The organism is Agrobacterium vitis (assembly GCF_014926405.1).
Lineage (GTDB): Bacteria > Pseudomonadota > Alphaproteobacteria > Rhizobiales > Rhizobiaceae > Allorhizobium > Allorhizobium vitis_H.
The window spans coordinates 1,566,212-1,582,644 of record NZ_JACXXJ020000005.1 but is presented as its reverse complement, the minus strand read 5'-3'; the positions used below and the strand labels follow the sequence as shown (position 1 = coordinate 1,582,644).

The 16,433-nt window shown below is 58.0% G+C and carries 19 protein-coding genes and 1 tRNA gene; 7 read left to right on the top strand and 13 right to left on the bottom strand.

Features of this window, described 5'->3' with window-relative positions; all coding sequences use genetic code 11:
- Nucleotides 1-37: 37 nt before the first annotated feature.
- Nucleotides 38-112 (bottom strand) — tRNA-Asn (locus IEI95_RS18520).
- 175 nt (nt 113-287) lie between these two features.
- Between IEI95_RS18520 and IEI95_RS18515 the strand changes: the two genes are divergently transcribed.
- The gene (locus tag IEI95_RS18515) at nt 288-599 is read left to right on the top strand and encodes a hypothetical protein (protein WP_139190284.1); all 312 of its coding nucleotides are present in this window, start codon (nt 288-290) and stop codon (nt 597-599) included.
- A gap of 19 nt (nt 600-618) precedes the next feature.
- Here the strand turns inward: IEI95_RS18515 and IEI95_RS18510 are convergent, their stop codons facing one another.
- On the bottom strand, nt 619-2,154 hold the full coding sequence (locus IEI95_RS18510) for a sensor histidine kinase (RefSeq protein ID WP_194416871.1): 1,536 nt from the start codon (nt 2,152-2,154) through the stop codon (nt 619-621).
- Nucleotides 2,155-2,275: 121 nt separating this feature from the next.
- On the opposite strand from IEI95_RS18510, the gene IEI95_RS18505 reads away from it, so the two are divergent.
- From IEI95_RS18505 to IEI95_RS18495, 3 genes are all read left to right on the top strand, one after another.
- Nucleotides 2,276-2,800: a thermonuclease family protein gene (locus IEI95_RS18505; RefSeq protein ID WP_194416870.1), complete on the top strand. Its 525-nt coding sequence runs from the start codon at nt 2,276-2,278 to the stop codon at nt 2,798-2,800.
- Complete coding sequence (locus IEI95_RS18500) at nt 2,797-3,432, top strand: uracil-DNA glycosylase family protein (RefSeq protein WP_194416869.1); 636 nt, start codon at nt 2,797-2,799, stop codon at nt 3,430-3,432. The genes IEI95_RS18505 and IEI95_RS18500 overlap by 4 nt, the downstream gene beginning before the upstream one ends.
- A gap of 65 nt (nt 3,433-3,497) precedes the next feature.
- On the top strand, nt 3,498-3,986 hold the full coding sequence (locus tag IEI95_RS18495; protein WP_071206766.1) for an Lrp/AsnC family transcriptional regulator: 489 nt from the start codon (nt 3,498-3,500) through the stop codon (nt 3,984-3,986).
- A 38-nt stretch (nt 3,987-4,024) separates the two neighbouring features.
- Here the strand turns inward: IEI95_RS18495 and IEI95_RS18490 are convergent, their stop codons facing one another.
- The 7 genes from IEI95_RS18490 to IEI95_RS18460 all read right to left on the bottom strand — a co-directional run bounded on the left by IEI95_RS18490 (nt 4,025) and on the right by IEI95_RS18460 (nt 10,003).
- On the bottom strand, nt 4,025-4,894 hold the full coding sequence (locus IEI95_RS18490; RefSeq protein ID WP_156538724.1) for an NAD(P)-dependent oxidoreductase: 870 nt from the start codon (nt 4,892-4,894) through the stop codon (nt 4,025-4,027).
- Between the two features lie 105 nt (nt 4,895-4,999).
- Nucleotides 5,000-5,974, bottom strand: coding sequence for a prolyl aminopeptidase (gene pip / locus IEI95_RS18485; protein ID WP_194416868.1), 975 nt, complete (start codon nt 5,972-5,974; stop codon nt 5,000-5,002).
- Between the two features lie 21 nt (nt 5,975-5,995).
- Entirely contained in the window at nt 5,996-6,805 is an 810-nt protein-coding gene (locus IEI95_RS18480; RefSeq protein WP_070164593.1) for a class I SAM-dependent methyltransferase, read from the bottom strand.
- Between the two features lie 195 nt (nt 6,806-7,000).
- Nucleotides 7,001-7,267 (bottom strand): usg protein, encoded by a 267-nt coding sequence (locus tag IEI95_RS18475; RefSeq protein ID WP_041696536.1) that lies wholly within the window; start codon nt 7,265-7,267, stop codon nt 7,001-7,003.
- Nucleotides 7,268-7,501: 234 nt separating this feature from the next.
- Nucleotides 7,502-8,332 (bottom strand): ABC transporter permease, encoded by an 831-nt coding sequence (locus tag IEI95_RS18470; protein ID WP_156538722.1) that lies wholly within the window; start codon nt 8,330-8,332, stop codon nt 7,502-7,504.
- Nucleotides 8,329-9,132, bottom strand: coding sequence for an ABC transporter permease (locus tag IEI95_RS18465; protein ID WP_156538721.1), 804 nt, complete (start codon nt 9,130-9,132; stop codon nt 8,329-8,331). The genes IEI95_RS18470 and IEI95_RS18465 overlap by 4 nt, the downstream gene beginning before the upstream one ends.
- A gap of 94 nt (nt 9,133-9,226) precedes the next feature.
- Nucleotides 9,227-10,003, bottom strand: a complete 777-nt coding sequence (locus IEI95_RS18460) for an ABC transporter substrate-binding protein (RefSeq protein ID WP_156534967.1) — start codon at nt 10,001-10,003, stop codon at nt 9,227-9,229.
- Between the two features lie 288 nt (nt 10,004-10,291).
- Here IEI95_RS18460 and IEI95_RS18455 point away from each other — a divergent pair, with 288 nt between their 5' ends.
- From IEI95_RS18455 to IEI95_RS18445, 3 genes are all read left to right on the top strand, one after another.
- A complete protein-coding gene (locus IEI95_RS18455; protein ID WP_194416867.1) occupies nt 10,292-11,236 on the top strand; it encodes a hypothetical protein in 945 nt (314 codons plus the stop codon).
- Between the two features lie 89 nt (nt 11,237-11,325).
- Nucleotides 11,326-11,754: a hypothetical protein gene (locus tag IEI95_RS18450; RefSeq protein WP_194416866.1), complete on the top strand. Its 429-nt coding sequence runs from the start codon at nt 11,326-11,328 to the stop codon at nt 11,752-11,754.
- A complete protein-coding gene (locus tag IEI95_RS18445) occupies nt 11,726-12,889 on the top strand; it encodes an OmpA family protein (protein ID WP_234934233.1) in 1,164 nt (387 codons plus the stop codon). Before IEI95_RS18450 ends, IEI95_RS18445 begins: the two co-directional genes overlap by 29 nt.
- Nucleotides 12,890-12,936: 47 nt before the next feature.
- Here IEI95_RS18445 and mobB read toward each other — a convergent pair whose 3' ends face one another.
- The 4 genes from mobB to moaA form a co-directional block, all read right to left on the bottom strand.
- A complete protein-coding gene (gene mobB / locus IEI95_RS18440) occupies nt 12,937-13,464 on the bottom strand; it encodes a molybdopterin-guanine dinucleotide biosynthesis protein B (RefSeq protein ID WP_156538719.1) in 528 nt (175 codons plus the stop codon).
- Nucleotides 13,451-14,092 (bottom strand): molybdenum cofactor guanylyltransferase MobA, encoded by a 642-nt coding sequence (gene mobA, locus IEI95_RS18435; protein WP_194416864.1) that lies wholly within the window; start codon nt 14,090-14,092, stop codon nt 13,451-13,453. Before mobA ends, mobB begins: the two co-directional genes overlap by 14 nt.
- 14 nt (nt 14,093-14,106) lie before the next feature.
- Nucleotides 14,107-15,000, bottom strand: coding sequence for a DMT family transporter (locus tag IEI95_RS18430; RefSeq protein ID WP_194416863.1), 894 nt, complete (start codon nt 14,998-15,000; stop codon nt 14,107-14,109).
- Nucleotides 15,001-15,102: 102 nt separating this feature from the next.
- Complete coding sequence (gene moaA, locus IEI95_RS18425) at nt 15,103-16,104, bottom strand: GTP 3',8-cyclase MoaA (RefSeq protein ID WP_194417324.1); 1,002 nt, start codon at nt 16,102-16,104, stop codon at nt 15,103-15,105.
- Nucleotides 16,105-16,433: the final 329 nt, after the last annotated feature.

Sequence of the window (16,433 nt, the reverse complement as noted above, 5' to 3'; positions counted from 1 at the left end):
GATCCGGCTTTATAATGTCAGCTATTCAGCTGGAATATGGCTCCCCGGGCCGGATTCGAACCGGCGACCTGTCGATTAACAGTCGAATGCTCTACCGCTGAGCTACCAGGGAATGTACCGTTTGAAGCGGTGTGAACCGCGTCCGTTGGTGTGAGTGGGCTTCTACTCAGGCTTTCATGGTTTGCCAAGTCCCTTTTTGAAAAAAAAGTGCCTCTTGTTTTGTTTTCCCCTCTTTCCCATCTGATGTCTGTGGGAAAACTGGCCTCAAGCGGCCTTGAAGGATGACTGTGACGGAAAAGAAAACCAAGACCTATCATATGGATACCGAGAAGGGCCGCCTGCATCTGGGGCGTTTCAACCTGCCGATCCCGCAGTCTCGCGGCGGGCGGATCACGGTTGGCAGTCTTCTGGTGGTTGGTGGCTGCCTTGGTTTTCTGCCTGTGCTTGGCTTCTGGATGGTGCCGCTTGGCGTACTGGTCCTGTCCCATGACGTCGCGCCGGTCCGGCGGTTCCGCCGAAGGGCCGGGCTGAAATTTGCCAGGGCTCAAAAAAATGGTTGGAAACTGGGGCGCAAACGTCGGCCCCATATGCAGCGGTGAGGGGTCAGAACTCGTTTGTTCAGGCGAAATAACGCCGCTTCGGTTCCACGGCCTGGGTGCCCTGTACGGCGGGAATCGTTTGCAGGACGCGCTTGGCAGGCAGGATGGCAATCACTTCCGTCCCTTCGCGCAGTTTTGACTTCAGCTTGAATTCGCCGCCATGCTTGGCAAGGATTGCCTGGACGATGGGAAGGCCGAGGCCCGTCCCCTGTTCGGCGCTCTTGATGGCGATGGAGCCTTGGCCGAAGGCAGAGAGCACCACGGGGATTTCCTCTTCGGCGATGCCGGGACCATTGTCTTTGATGGAGACATATTGCCCGCCGCCGACTGTCCAGCCGACCTTGACGAGGATTTCTCCGCCCGGCGGCGTGAATTTCACGGCATTTGACAAGAGGTTCAGCACCACTTGCCGAAGCGCCTTTTCATCGGCCCAAAGGGCGGGCAGGTTGATCTCATATTGCTGGGATATCTTGATGTCCTTGGCCTTGGCGCGCAATTGCACCATGCCGACGCAGTCCTCGGCGACTTCAAGCAACGAGATCGATTCTTCCGAAAGATCGTATTTTCCAGCCTCGATTCGGGACAGATCGAGGATTTCGTTGATCAGATTGAGCAGGTGCTGGCCGGATCTGTGAATATCGCCGGAATATTCCCGGTAAAGCGGATTGTTGAGCGGTCCCAGCACTTCCTGGGCCATGACCTCGGAAAAGCCGAGAATGGCATTCAATGGTGTGCGCAACTCATGCGACATCGAGGCGAGAAACCGCGATTTTGCCATATTGGCTTCTTCCGCCCGGCGGCGGGCCTCATCCGACATGGATTTGGCCACTTCCAGCTCGGCGATCAGGTCGTCCTTCTCGCTCTGGAAGGATATCAGCTTGAGGTTGGAGACATAGAGCCTGCCGGTGATATAGATGAAGAACAGCACGGAGACGGTAAAGGCCAGGGCCAGCGTTGCGTCGTCGACACGCTGAGAAACAAACGCCTGTGCGGAAAGCGCAATGATCGGTGGGGTAAACGCATAGAGTACGGCCTGACGCAGCAGAATATTGGTCATGGCCGTGGTGCAGAGCACCACCAGCAGCACGGAGCCTTTCAGCAGCAGGTCGCTTGTCGGGCCGCAGGCCTCGCAGGTCTGGAAGGTAAAGGCCGCCCAGCAGCAGCCCATGGCCAGATGCCCGCCCAGCAGAACATGGCGCCAATGTTCCTGGCGATGGGTGACCGGAATGCGCTTGGCAGCCTTGCGGATGAGCAGAATGTTCAGGGCGTGAATGCTCAGCGTCAGCAGCGCCCAGAGGATATAAATCGGGCTTCCCGACAGGTAGGCCGTCAGGCCCGCGGTCAATATCGTGATGAAGGGTGTGATGGCCGCGCCTTGCAGGCTGGCCTGGGTATGCATGGAAAGCAGGTCTTTTTCGAAAGCCGGTGTGCCGCCATGGGTGGAATGCAGGCGTTCTCTGGTCACGCGCAAGGCTTTCGCCGTCGCCTTGTTGCGGTGGCTACGCGATAGGTCGACAATATTCTTGTCAGTAGAGTTTGAAACGCCGTTACCCATGATGTGGTTGCATTTTTTCCGCGGTCCGTCTCAGACTAGCCATGAAGTCTTAAGAGTTACTTTCTGGAAAGGTTTTATTTGCCATTCTCGGATACCGGCTGTTATTGAAAAGGGCCAGATTGTGTCACGCATGCATCGGATCATTGCTGCCGCCTTCGTCTGCCTGGTCATCGGCACGATGATTGCCGCCGCCTTCTGGCCCCGCAAGGTGCCGTCTTTCGATGGCCCTTTCGTGATTGCCGATGGTGAAACATTGGTGACAAATGGTCAACGCCTGCAACTCAAAGGCCTGGATTCACCCGAAATTGGTCAGCGGTGCCGGGGCGAGGATGGCGTGGTCCAGCTTTGCGGTGCGCAGGCCCGATTCGGTCTGGCCCAGCGTATGGCTCAGGCTGGCGTCCTCTGCCAGGGGTCGGACCGCATCGACAACGACCGTATTCTTGTGACCTGCACTGCCATGGGCCGCGATGTCGGCGCCGAGATGGTTCGCTCCGGTCTTGTTTTGAATGCGGGCGGCTATGAGAATGAGGAAAAGCAGGCCCAGGCCGACAAAGTGGGGCTTTGGGCAGGCGCGTTCGACCGGCCGGAAGAATGGCGAAGGCTGCATCCTCGCAATGATATTATCCGCAGGCAGGACGAAAATTGACCGTGAGCTTGCCGAGGGATCTTCAAGGATTGCGCGCCGCCATTCACGCCTGCCGGATCTGTCGAGATTGTCCGACGCAGGTAACGGCGCTGCCGCATGAGCCCAGGCCTGTAGCGGTCCTGTCGTCCACCGCCCGCATTCTGATTGCCGGACAGGCACCGGGCAAGCGGGTGCATGAAACCGGACTGCCTTTCAATGATGCCTCCGGCGATCGGCTGCGGCAATGGCTGGGCGTGGACAGGGAGGCGTTTTACGATAGCGACAACTTTGCCATCCTGCCGATGGGATTCTGCTTTCCGGGATATGATGCCAGCGGCCACGATCTGCCGCCTCGGCGCGAATGCGCCCCGCATTGGCGCGATGCCGCCATTGCGGTCATGCCTCAGGTGGAACTGGTGCTTGCCATCGGCCAATATGCGCAACGCTGGCATATGGGCGACCTGCGAAAACCAACCTTGCATGCCACGGTGGAAAGCTGGCGCGAATCGTTTTTTACCAACCGGCCAGGTCCGAAGATTTTGCCGCTGCCTCATCCCAGTTGGCGAAACAGTGGTTGGCTGCGTCGCAATCCGTGGTTTGAGGCAGAATTGCTACCTGTCTTGAAAAAGCAAGTGGATCACTGTCTGCGGTGAAAGCATTTTGCTTTCGTTTGCTCCAAATTGCGCTATACCGGAAAAAAATTTCAATGGTGTCGCTCATGGATCGTCTGGACCGTAAAATTCTGCGTATTCTGCAGGAGGATTCCACTCTTGCCGTTGCTGACCTCGCCAAGAAGGTCGGTCTTTCCACCACGCCCTGCTGGCGGCGTATCCAGAAGATGGAAGAGGATGGCGTGATCAAGCGCCGTGTAGCGCTGCTTGATCCGGTTAAGGTCAATACCAAGGTGACGGTGTTCGTCTCGGTGCGCACCAATACCCATTCGATTGAATGGCTGAAGCGCTTTTCCGAAGTGGTGGGGGAATTTCCCGAAGTGGTGGAATTCTATCGCATGAGTGGTGACGTCGATTATCTGCTGCGGGTCGTGGTGCCTGACATCGGTGCCTATGATGCCTTTTACAAGCGGCTGATCGCCAAGATCGAGATTCGCGACGTATCCTCTGCCTTCGCCATGGAGCAGATCAAATACACGACCGAATTGCCGCTCGATTACATGATGCTCGATAATAACAAATCGGGTGAGGAATAAGGGTTGGGGAGCCTGACAGACAGGCTCCCTCGAACTTGTTATTTTTCCAGCCGGGCCAGCAGGGATGATGTGTCCCAGCGATTGCCTCCAAGCTTCTGCACGTCCCCATAGAACTGATCGACGAGAGCTGTAAGCGGCAGGGTGGCACCATTGGTCTTGGCTTCGTTCAGCACGATGCCCAGATCCTTGCGCATCCAATCGACGGCAAAGCCGAAATCATATTTGCCGACGGCCATGGTCTTGTGACGGTTTTCCATCTGCCAGGAGCCAGCAGCTCCCTTGGAAATCACCTCGATGACCTTTTCGATGTCGAGACCGGCCCGCTTGCCGAAATGCACGCCTTCAGCCAAGCCCTGAACGATGCCAGCAATGCAGATTTGGTTGATCATCTTGGTCAACTGGCCGGAACCCGCTGGCCCCATTAGGCCGATCATTCGTGCATAAGCTTCGATCACCGGGCGGGCCTGTTCGAACACCGACTCCTCTCCACCGCACATCACCGTCAGCACACCATTTTCCGCGCCAGCCTGGCCGCCGGACACTGGCGCATCGATGAAGCCGAGGTCTTTGGCTTTCGCAGCCTCATAAAGTTCACGGGCCACGTCCGCTGAGGCGGTGGTATTGTCGATCAAGATCGCACCGGCTTTCATGCCAGCGAAAACGCCATCGGCGCCAATGGTGACGGCGCGCAGGTCATCGTCATTGCCGACGCAGGTGAAGACGAAATCAGCACCCTTCGCGGCCTCTGCCGGTGTCAGGCCCAGCGCCCCGCCATGCTGGGCCACCCAGCTTTCGGCCTTGGCCGTGGTGCGGTTATAGACCGTCACATCATGGCCGCCCTTCGCCTTCAGGTGTCCGGCCATGGGATAGCCCATGACGCCCAATCCGATGAATGCCACCTTGGCCATGTTTTAAGACTCCTTTGCTTATTGCGTGCGGCAAGAGGTATCGCAGCCCGTCCTGTAGGAAAAGGTATTTTTGGGTGAAGCGGCCTTGATGAGGATGGTGCCGGATCAGTGTTTCAATTCGTGGGCAAGGTGTTGCAGGGACCCAATGACACAGGCTGCCATACCTGGCGCACTGATATTGTGTTCGCCATCCTCAACAATAATCAACCGACTGCCCGGCCAGGCCTGATGCAGGTCATAGGCCGTCTTCAACGGACTGCCGAAATCGAGGCGACCGTGAATCAATATGGCAGGAATGCCGTCCAACAGTTTGATTCCTTGACGAATGTCTCCGTCAGCGAGCCAGGCACGATGCGACCAGTAGTGGGTGACGAGCCGGGCAAAACACAGCCGAAACCGGGCATCCGACCATCTGGCATGAGGACTATAGTCCGGCTTTACGGCAAGAATGGCAGATTCCCATTCGCACCAGGCACTTGCGGCCTTTTCATGAATCTGTTTGTCAGGATTGATCAGCAGCCGATGATAGGCGGTAATGAGATCACCGTCTTGCTGATCCCTTGGTAGATGGCTGAGAAAACGCGCATGTTCTGCAGGAAAAAACTGTCCGACGCCACGGGTGATCCATTCGATTTCGGCAGCACTTGTCGTGACCACCATGGTCAGCAGCAGGCCGAGAACCCGTGTCCGATGCGCTTGGGCATAGGCGAGCGCCAGTGTTGATCCCCACGAGCCGCCCATCACCAGCCAGCGCTGAATGCCAAGATGGAAGCGCAGCGCTTCGATATCCTCAAGCAGATGCGGCAGTGTATTGGTGCTGAGATCGACCACCGGATCGCCGGCAAAGGGAAGACTGCGGCCGCAATGGCGCTGGTCGAACTGGATGATGTGATAGTGCTCGGGATCGAAGAATCGGCGTGTGGTTTCGGACAGGCCGGAACCGGGGCCGCCATGCAGAATAAGGGCCGGGATGCCCTTACGGTTGCCGCTGCATTCGAAATAGATCCGGTGGCCGTCCGTGACCGGCAGATGGCCGGTTCGGTAGGGCGGCAAGGGCGGATGAAGATCTGGTCCGGTCATCTCGCCCTCGCTTGGTTTCGATCAGTTCAAGGTTTTCAATTGTGCGATAACCAGATGGCCCGGGGAAGGCTCACCATCCTGCATCCGCACATTGATGTCGGTGACTTCGACGACCTCGAAGCCGGTGGCGGCCAGCCGCTCGCGGATATAGGTCTGCGCATGGACGAACCGCTGATGCGGCCCGACCTTGTAGGGCACATCCTCGCCCATGGTTTCCGAGGAGAAGATGAAATAGCCGCCCAGCATCAGATTTTCCGATACGCCGAAAAACAGCGGCTCAAGCGCGCCGAGATAGGGCAGGACATCGGTGGCGGTGATCACGTCGAACAGGTCCTCGTCATTGTCCTCAAGGAAATCCTCGACTTCGGCAACGTAAAGCGTGTCGTATAGGTCTTTCTCATGGGCGATCTCGACCATGTTTTCCGAAAGATCGATGCCTGTGATATCGTCCACCATGTCACGCAGGGTGCCGCCGGTCAGCCCGGTGCCGCAGCCGAGATCCAGCAGGCGCTTGAATGGGCCAAGCTTCAACTCCTGCAAGCGCTGGCGCACGATGACTGGCACGGCGTAGCCGAGCTGATCAACGAGAATATCTTCGAAATCCTCGGCATGCTGGTCAAACAACGTTTCAACATAGGCGTCGGAGGCACGCGGCGGCGTTTCCCCTCGGCCAAGCGAGGCAAGGCGGACAGCAGCGCCGCCATGGTCTTCCGGGTCGATTTCCAGAACCTCGTGATAGGCTTTCACCGCAGCGTCGATATCGCCAGCCTTTTCGAGCGCCAAGGCGCGGTTATAAGCCTCAGACAGCTTCTCTTCATCGATTTTCGCCATTGCGTCGCCCTCAGATCACGCCGCCGCGCACCGGACCGGCGCATCAGGCTCTGGCGTAAATTTCAATCCATCCGCATGATCTCGGCCCGTCATTGAAAGTCAATGGTCGGTGCCGAGAACAGGCGATTGGCGTGAGGGTCTACCGGCTCATGGCGCGTTTTGCAACATCGCCAGTCTGCCCTTCAAAGCCCACTGTCAATGCAGGATGAATTCGCCTTTCAGCGCGCGCCATTCATTGGCGGCAATCAGCTTGCGATGGACATAGCGCACCGAATGAAGCGGTCCATCCAGCTTTTCCTGCCAGAATTTCAGAAAGCCGCGCATTTCCGGAAAATCCGGGGCCAGATCGTAATTCTGCCAGATGAAGGTTTGCAGCAGGTTTTGGTGATCAGGCATGCGGTAGAGAATTTGCGCTGTGGTCATGCCATAGCCTTTCAGCATCATTTCCATATCGGAAGTCATGCCAGATTTATGTGTGTCGTCATTCCTGATGTCAGTGTTCATGGCAACCTCGTTTCGTTCCCATTCTGATCCCGGCGGCACAGGTGCGACCTGCCCGTCGCGCATCGGTTCGTCCGATAGGAAGATGGTTCCATGCGAGGCTTAATCGAGGCTTAACAAAACTGTCATAAATGACATTTCAAAATAAAAATCATATGGTTAGCAGCGTATCGCCTTGAGTGCTGCCAGGTTTTGTCAGCGCTTGAGATGGCGCGTCAGCCGTGTCTCGATGGCGGCCCAGCCATGGCGCAGGATTTCGACAATGGTGAGATAGAAGATCGCCGCCCAAAGATAGGTCTGGTAGTCGAAGGTGCGCGAGAAGGCGTAGCGGGTCTCGCCCATCATATCGAGAACGGTGATGATTGACAGAATGGCCGAACCCTTGACCATCAGGATGATTTCATTGCCGTAAGGCCGAAGCGCGACGATCAGCGCCTGCGGCAGGATGATTTTCCAGAAGGTGACGGTGCGCGGCAGACCCAGCGAAGCAGCACCTTCATGCTGGCCGCGTCCAACGCTGCGGATCGCGCCCCGCAGGATCTCTGCCTGATAGGCGGCCGTGTTCAGTGACAGAGCCAGCAACCCGCAATACCAGGCATCGCGGAAGAACCACCAGAGACCGACGGCCTCGAATTCCGTCCGGAACCCACCCAGGCCGTAATAGACCAGAAAAACCTGCGCCAGCAGCGGCGTACCGCGAAAGACATAGACATAGGCATAGGTCACGGCATTGGCCAGACGGTTTTTCGACATCCGGCCAAAGGCGATTGGGATAGAGAGGACCGCGCCTGCGGCAATCGAGATGACGACGATGCTGAGCGTCGTCCCAAGGCCCGAAATAAAACGCGGACCGTATTTGACGAATTTATCCTGGTCCCAATTGCCGATCATCATCGCCAGCAGGCCAAGGCCAAGCAAAGCCCAGACCAGCAGCAAAGATCCGCCCAATACCCGGCCAGGGGTAACGCGATGCTCATGTCTTGGAGGTGCTGGGCGCGGCGGAATCAGTTCAAGACTGTGGCTCATCGGTTCGCCCCCGACTGTTTCGTCCAGTTTTCGATATAGCCGACGGCGATGGAGGAGAGGATTGCCAGCACCAGATAAAGCGCACAGGCAATCGTGTAAAACAGGAAGGCTTCCTTGGTGACACGGGCGGCAATGCCGGTCTGGCGGATAATGTCGGAAAGGCCGATGACAGAGACCAGCGCGGTATCCTTCAAAAGGTTCATCCACAGATTGACGATGCCGGGCAGGGCGATGCGGATCAATTGCGGCACGATCACCAGCAGCATGGTCTTGGTGCGCGACAGGCCTATGGCAAAGCCCGCCTCATACTGACCGGAGGGAATGGCGCGAAAAGCCGATTGTAGCACCTCGGCGCAATAGGACGAAAACACCAGAGCCAGCGCGATCATGCCCGCAAAAAATGCGTTGATTTCAATCCGTTCCTCAAAGCCCATGGAGGCGAGGACGGCCTGGATCAGGATCTGCGAGCCGTAATAGACGATGAACAGCGTCAGGAGTTCGGGCAGGCCGCGAAAGATCGTCGTATAGATTGCGGCTGCCTGGCGCAGCATGCGCTCGCTGCTTTGCGTGGCAAGGGCAATCAGGAAGCCGATTGCCAATCCGAAGGGCAGGGTTGCTGCAGCCAGCGTGACGGTGACCTTGAAGCCGAAACCGATTTCATCGCCCCAGCCAGCGTCGCCGCAGGCCAGAAGTGTCCCGGATGCAAACCAGGTGAAGATCCCGGCGCTGCCGCAAAAGGGATCGAAAATCTGCGAAACGAGCGCCCAGAAGGCGTCGAGCGCGGAAGCGAGTCCGCCCATTTAGCCAATTCCCCTTGCGGTCTTTGCAGCATGTTTTTGTTTTGTCTGTTGTGCGTGATCCGGGTAGCCCCGGATCACGCCGTCTTAAACCGATTTATTTGTCGCCGTAAACGTCAAAATCGAAATATTTGGCATTGATCTTCTGGTAGGTGCCATTGGCACGAATGGCGGCGATGGCCTTGGTGAAGCGGTCAGCCAGAGCGGTTTCGCCCTTGCGAACGGCAATGCCAGCACCCTCGCCGTTGATCACAGGATCGATTGGCAGTGGCGTCAGGATCTTGCAGCAGGTGCCCGCATCGCTTTTGACCCATTGCGTCAGCACCACGACATCGTCGATGACAGCATCGATACGGCCATTGGTGATGTCCAGCTTGTATTCGTCGGCTGTCGGGTAAAGCTTCAGCTGCGCATCAGCCATATGCTTTTCCGCATAATTGGCATGAGACGTGGAGCTTTGGGCACCGATGGTCTTGCCCTTTAGGTCTTCGACGCTTTTGGCTGGCGAATCCTTCGGCACGGCGATGGCTGGAGGGGTGTTGTAGTATTTCTTGGAGAAATCCACCTTTTCCAGACGCTCGGGGGTGATCGACATCGACGCGACGATGGCGTCGAATTTCTTCGCCTGCAAGGCGGGGATGATGCCATCCCAATCATTGGTCTTGAAGGTGCATGTCACCTTCATTTCTTCGCAAAGCGCCTTGGCGATATCGATGTCGAAACCGGTCAGCGAACCGTCGGCTTCCAGGCTGTTGAAGGGCGGATAAGCACCTTCCGTGCCGATAACGAGCTTTTCTTCAGCCATGGCGCCACCGGCAAACAATGACAGGGCAGTAAGGGAGGCGGCGGCCAGAAAACGGGTCGAGATACGCATGAGATCCTCTCTGTTGGTTGCCATGTGGGATGGGAATGTCCCGCTGGCGCAGGTGCCGGCCATTTCTTTGAATTTTCGCCGGAACGTTTCGCCAGTTTTTCCGTTTTTGCGGAAATTGCAACTGCTAATGCTAGCCACTCCCCGCCTCATATTGTGAACATGCTATTCACCCTTCGTTCATTCCAATCCAGCCATCTTCCTGCCTAGAATCCGGCGCGTAAAAGCACGTCGTTAAAGAATCGAATTCAAGAACAACGAGGCAAAATGCCTCAACTGCGAGGAAAACCCATGGCAGTACAATCCAGGATAACGGCATCGGTGCTGATTGCACTTGCAAATCTCGTTGCCGCACCATCCTTTGCCGCCTCTTATACTTCCGACACTCTCGCACAAGGCCAGGATATTGCCGGCCGGATGCGGGCTATGTCGGCTGGCACAACACTTGACGGTCACGGGATCGTGCTGATGACCCAGGCCGAGCCGCCGCCGGAAGAGCTGCCGAAGCAGAAAAAGAAGGGGCCGCCGGAAGAAGGCAAGCCGGGTGAGGAGCGCCCACCTGAGGCCGCAAAACCGCCGAAAGAAGAGAAACGCCCTGAAGCGCCACCCGCTCGCAACGAAGCCCCGCCAACCGCCCGGGAAGAAGCGCCTGCTCAACAGACCAGGCCAAAGCCTCCGGCAGCAATGGAAGCTCCTTCCGCTGAGTCGCCACCGCAGAAAAAACATGAAAAGCCGATGGAGCCAGCGATAGAGCCGCAAAAGGCTCCTTCGCCACCGAAAATGGAGCCGCCGAAAATGGCCGAGCCTCCAGCTGAACCGCAAGAAAAACCGGTGAAGCCGAAAAAGAGTGAATCTCAGCCGCCTGTGCCTCCTGCCGGTGAGCCGAAAGGCGCACAGACACCGCCGGTCGGTGAGCGCACCATTGCACCCCAGCCCGGAACCCCTCAACCTGGAATGCCCAAGGGCGATGCGCAGCCCGTGAAACCGGAAGACCAGAGACCGGCTGGCAAGAAGCCCGTTGCGAACCCTGCTGCTCAAAATCCGGCTGAACAAGTTCCGGCTGGAAAAGCCCCGGAAGGCCAGAAGCGTCCAAATCCGCAAGCGGAAGGTCAAGCCCCAGTAGGTCAAGCACCGGTAGGCCAACCACAGAAGGCCAAAAGCCGCAAGCTCCACGGCCAGCCGAACCGGAACCGCAAGCCAAGCCCGAACCCAAAACGACACCTGAACCTCAAGTAAAGCCGGTTGCGCCTAACGCGCCCGCGGAGCCCCCTTCGGGCAATCCGCCAGCAGGCAAGCCTCCAGCGCCTCCGGTTGCCGAACCGTCGTTGCCGGGTGGGCCGAAGCCGCCTGCCGAGGCACCGGGTGCACCGAAGGCGCCGCAACCGCCCGTTCAGCCTGGCGCGCCTGCCGCACCACGTGCCGATGCTCCCATGCCGCCACCGCCCGGTCCCGGCAATGATGAGGCTGGCAAGCCTCGTCCTGCTCTGTTGCCGCCAATGAACGCCACACAGTCTCGTGAGCAGGTGGTCTTCCCGGTCAGGGTGGAAAGGGCGGGGCTCCTGGTCTGGGTGGTCAAGCCGGGCAGAATGGACAGCCGGGTCAGCCGGACACCCGGTCGTCCGGGAGCGCCTGATAATGCCGTGAGTGATCAGCAATTGCGTCCGCAATTGCCGCCGCAGGAACAGGCACCGTTTACGCCGAAGGAATTGCAGAGGTCTGCGCGCTTTGGCCGACAAGCCGTCGCAGACCGATGAAACCATCATCCTGCCGGTGGATCGCGGTGCGCCCGTGCTCGATAGCGACAAGGACAATAACTGGCGTCGTGGCATGTCCGAAGATCAGTTGCGCCGTCTGCGTCAGCAGGCCGGTGATCAGGACCGCTACGCAATTCCCGAAAGCGATGCGCAGGCCCAGCAGGACTATTACGGCAACCGTCCGCGCCCGGATATCCGCATCGAATCCATCGATCAATATCAGGGCCGCCGTCTGCGCGATCAGCCGCAATTCATCTACCCTGACGATGTCCGCGTCGAGCGCAGCTTCGATGATGACCGCGAGGTGATGGATTACGGTGGCCAGATCGTCATCCGCAGCGACGACAACCGCCGCTTTGCCCAATATGGCCGCCCGCCGGTCTATGAGCAGGTGGATCACCAGCGTGTCCGCATCACCGTGTTCAAAGAAAACGGTGATCGGATTGTCAGCCTGCGCAATCGCTATGGCCAGTTGATCCAGAGGTCGCGCATCGATGCCAATGGCGAGGAATATGTGCTCTTCTACTCGCCGGACCTCTATAGCGCCGACGACGACCGGCGCGTTGCCTACCGTGATCCGGGTGCGGATCTGCCCCCGATGCGCCTGCGGGTGCCGCTCAATGACTATATTATCGATGTCGGCAGTTCGCCCGACCGCGATTATTACAAGTTCATGGAGCAGCCGCCGGTAGAACCCGTCGAGCGTGTCTATACGATTGATGAGGTTCGCAATTCCGCCCGTATCCGCGACAAGATGCGCCGTATCGACCTCGATACCGTGACGTTTACGACTGGTAGCGCCGATATTTCCATGAACCAGGCTGGCACGTTGAAGAAGGTTGCGGATGCCATTGTACGGGTGCTGAAGGACGATCCGGGCGAAACCTTCCTGATCGAGGGCCATACCGATGCCGTCGGTTCGGCTGAGTCAAATCTGGTGCTGTCTGACCGCAGAGCTGAGTCGGTCGCCAATGTCCTGACCCAGGTTTACGGTATTCCACCGGAAAACATGATCACGCAGGGCTATGGTGAGCAGTTCCTCAAGGTGATGACCTATGGACCGGAACAGCAAAACCGGCGCGTCACCGTCCGCCGTGTCACGCCATTGGTGCGGCCCGTGCAGGCGGCGCGCTGATAACACTCGGATATCATCAATGCCGCCGGAGCGATCCGGCGGCATTTTTAATTGTAAAGACCGGTAGCCGAGGCGATGAAATCAGCAATTGCCGTTGTGTCGTCGAGATCGAAGACCGGCAGATCTGTGTCGGTGATCTGATGATCGGCAGCGATTGCGACGATATGCGGATCATCAGGGGCAAGCGGCGCGCCGTTCTTTGCGTCCAGGCGTCGCGCCTCGATTTTCGGGATGGCCTCGCGTTTATAGCCTTCGATCAACACGAGATCGCAGGGTGTCAGCCGGTGCAAAATGTCATTGAGACCAGGTTCGGGGCTTCCCCGCAGCTCATGCATGATGGCAAAGCGCGTGCCTGAGACAATGGCGACTTCCGCCGCACCAGCCTGACGGTGCCGGTAGCTGTCGGCACCGGGCTTGTCGATATCGAAATCATGATGGGCGTGTTTGACCGTGGAAATCCTGAACCCACGCTGCGTGAATTCGGCAACCAGCCGCTCGGTCAGCCCCGTCTTGCCTGAATTCTTCCAGCCGGAAATGCCGAATACCCTTTGAGGAACGCGATCATTTGATGTCATGAGGCAGGGCCTTTAGATAGATTTCCGCCCGGGCCAGATCATCCGGGCTGTTGACGTTGAAAAATGGATCAAGCGGGCCGTGCGTGGTTTCAATGGCCTGAAATTCGACCTCGATACACGCCTGATTCCCAAGGAAGAGCATAAGTTTGCGATTATCTGGCGCACTCAGCCAGTCCTCGATTGTTTCTTTCAACGCGACCGGCCAAAGACCGACGACCGGGTGAACCCGTCCGAGTGACCGCGCCAGCACGACGGTTTTTTCGTCCGCTGTCACGGACAGTAGACGCTGCGTCAGATCCGCCGGGAGGAAGGGCGTATCGATGGGTGCGACCAGCACATGGCTGGAGGATGAGACCTGCCGGGCAAATTCCATGGCGCGGGCAATACCTGCCAACGGCCCGGCGTAACCAAGGATCGTGTCGCCGATCCGGGGTAGATGGGTGGCGAGGGTCGGGTCGTTGCTGTTGACGGCGAGACTGCTGACCTGTGGTGACAGCCGGTTGGCGACATGGTCCAGCAGAGTAAGGCCTGCCATAACAGTGGTTGCCTTATCCGCGCCCATGCGGCGCGACAGTCCACCGGCCAGAATGACGCCGGGAAGGTCGGTTGGTGTTGCCGTGGCTCCCATGGCGTTCCCTAGTTTCAAACCGCTAGCGCGCTGGCATCGCGGATTTTCCGCAGCCTTTCACGGTGGAACGTATAAAGGCCCGATCCGACCACGACGGCCATGCCCAGCAGCATCCAGGGGTCCGGCCATTCATGAAACACCAAAATGCCAAGGCCGATGGCCCAGAGCAGGCCCGAATAGCGGAAGGGTGCGATGAAGGAAATGTCTGCGCTGCGCATGGCGAGGATGATGCATTGATAGCCAATGAACATCAAGATAGCGGCACAGACCAGTACCCCGAAAGACGGAAGCGAGAGCGGCTGCCAGCCACCCTGCAATGGGATGATCGCCGCGCCTGCCAGCGCGTTTCCGGCAGCGGTCATCAGGGTGATGACGATGGAAGGCGTGGCCCTGTCGATCCGTGTCGTCACCAGATCGCGGGTGGCGGCGAAAAACACGCTGCCCAGCACGTAGAGCGCCGACAGGGTAAAACCTTCCGGACCGGGCCGGATAATGATCATCACCCCGATAAAGCCAGCGATAATGGCAAGCCAGCGTCGCCAGCCGACCGGCTCTCGCAGAAACACCGCAGCACCAAGCGTGACGGCCAGCGGCAGCGATTGCAGGATAGAAGCGGCATTGGCAAGCGGGATAGCAGACAGGGCTGTGAGATAGGTGATCGAGGCCAGAATCTCACACAGCACGCGGGTCATGATCAGCGGATTGCCGAGCAGTTTCGGGGACATCACGGCGCGGGCCTGAAGGGCGATGCCATAGACCAGAAGCGTGGTCAGCGCTCCGCGCACCAGCATGATCTGTCCAACGCTCATCACCTCGGTCAGCGATTTCGACAGGGCGTCGTTGATGGTGAAGCCAGCCATGGCCGCCGCCATGAACAGTGCGCCCTTTATGTTTCTGGTCAGCACCATCGAGTAAAAGCTTTCCAAACAGTCCACCCGGCCACTTTGCCCGGAGTTAGATGCGGTGTTCTATCCAGAAAACCAATAGATGCAAAGGTTTGAAAATACCTGTTAACCGCCTGTGACGCTCATATGGCGCGATACGGCGGGGCGGCGAGTGGTGCGGTCGATGATGAAATCATGACCCTTGGGCTTGCGCAGGATTGCCTCATCAATGGCCGAAGACAGCAGTGCGTCATCCTCGCTGGCCCGCAAGGCGGCCCGAAGATCCGCCGCATCGTTCTGGCCGAGACACATATAAAGCGTGCCGGTGCAGGTCAGGCGAACGCGGTTGCAGCTCTCGCAGAAATTATGCGTGAGGGGGGTGATCAGCCCAAGCCTGCCACCGGTTTCCTCAACATGCAGATAACGGGCCGGGCCGCCAGTCTGATAGTCGAGATCCTGGAGGGTGAAATGCTCTGCCAGTCCTTGCCGAACCTCGGAAAGCGGCAAATACCGGTCTGTGCGGTCCTCGTCGATCTCGCCCATCGGCATGGTTTCAATCAGCGTCAGATCCATGCCTCGGCCATGGGCAAAGCGCATCAGATCAGGGAGTTCATCCTCGTTGAAGCCCTTCAGGGCGACCGCATTGATCTTGATGTGGATACCCGCCGCCTGGGCCGCATCGATACCTTTCATGACCTGGGATAGATCGCCCCAGCGGGTGATGGTACGGAATTTCTGCGCATCCAGCGTATCCAGCGAAACGTTGATGCGGCGCACGCCAGCATCAGCCAGTTCGGCTGCGTGGCGGGCGAGCTGCGATCCATTGGTGGTCAGCGTCAATTCCTCAAGCGCGCCGCTTTGCAAGTGGCGTGACAGGCTGCGGACCAGGAACATGATATTTTTGCGCACCAGCGGTTCACCACCGGTCAGGCGCAACTTGCGCACGCCCTTGGCGATGAAGGCACTACAGAGCCGGTCCAGCTCCTCCAGTGTCAGCAGGTCCTTTTTCGGCAAAAAACTCATGTTTTCTGCCATGCAATAGGTGCAGCGGAAATCGCACCGGTCCGTCACCGATACCCGCAGATAGGTCACGGCCCGACCGAAGGGATCGATCATTTTGTCTGGCATCTGCACTGGCTGTAGACCGGTATGGGCCTGCAAGGTCTGATTTTCCTGCAAGTTTGGCGCCAGCTGGTGCAGGCGGGGGGCATAATCCAAGCGAACCTCCATGATTGCTCACTAATCTGGTGCGCGCATTGCGATCCGTCAAGCAAGGCAACAGGCTGGACGACTGGAATAAGTTGGATCGGACTGAATCGGGTGATACAGCATCAGACCGAAAAGTGCGAAGCGGTTTTCGGATCATCTGATGCGAAGAGGAAAATGATCAGACCGAAAAGTGCGAAGCGGTTTCGAAGCTATTGCAGTAAAAGTGCGAAGCGGTTTTGCGTCCGCAA

Bases quoted from the DNA above. Each gene is read 5' to 3' on its own strand.
- IEI95_RS18455 (WP_194416867.1), top strand. From the start codon at position 10,292: ATGGCAGTACAATCCAGGATAACGGCATCGGTGCTGATTGCACTTGCA.
- IEI95_RS18490 (WP_156538724.1), bottom strand. From the start codon at position 4,894: ATGGCCAAGGTGGCATTCATCGGATTGGGCGTCATGGGCTATCCCATG.
- IEI95_RS18480 (WP_070164593.1), bottom strand. From the start codon at position 6,805: ATGGCGAAAATCGATGAAGAGAAGCTGTCTGAGGCTTATAACCGCGCC.
- IEI95_RS18470 (WP_156538722.1), bottom strand. From the start codon at position 8,332: ATGAGCCACAGTCTTGAACTGATTCCGCCGCGCCCAGCACCTCCAAGA.
- mobB (WP_156538719.1), bottom strand. From the start codon at position 13,464: ATGACATCAAATGATCGCGTTCCTCAAAGGGTATTCGGCATTTCCGGC.
- IEI95_RS18495 (WP_071206766.1), top strand. From the start codon at position 3,498: ATGGATCGTCTGGACCGTAAAATTCTGCGTATTCTGCAGGAGGATTCC.
- IEI95_RS18460 (WP_156534967.1), bottom strand. From the start codon at position 10,003: ATGCGTATCTCGACCCGTTTTCTGGCCGCCGCCTCCCTTACTGCCCTG.
- moaA (WP_194417324.1), bottom strand. From the start codon at position 16,104: ATGCCAGACAAAATGATCGATCCCTTCGGTCGGGCCGTGACCTATCTG.
- IEI95_RS18430 (WP_194416863.1), bottom strand. From the start codon at position 15,000: ATGGTGCTGACCAGAAACATAAAGGGCGCACTGTTCATGGCGGCGGCC.
- IEI95_RS18465 (WP_156538721.1), bottom strand. From the start codon at position 9,132: ATGGGCGGACTCGCTTCCGCGCTCGACGCCTTCTGGGCGCTCGTTTCG.
- mobA (WP_194416864.1), bottom strand. From the start codon at position 14,092: ATGGGAGCCACGGCAACACCAACCGACCTTCCCGGCGTCATTCTGGCC.
- IEI95_RS18510 (WP_194416871.1), bottom strand. From the start codon at position 2,154: ATGGGTAACGGCGTTTCAAACTCTACTGACAAGAATATTGTCGACCTA.
- IEI95_RS18475 (WP_041696536.1), bottom strand. From the start codon at position 7,267: ATGACTTCCGATATGGAAATGATGCTGAAAGGCTATGGCATGACCACA.
- pip (WP_194416868.1), bottom strand. From the start codon at position 5,974: ATGACCGGACCAGATCTTCATCCGCCCTTGCCGCCCTACCGAACCGGC.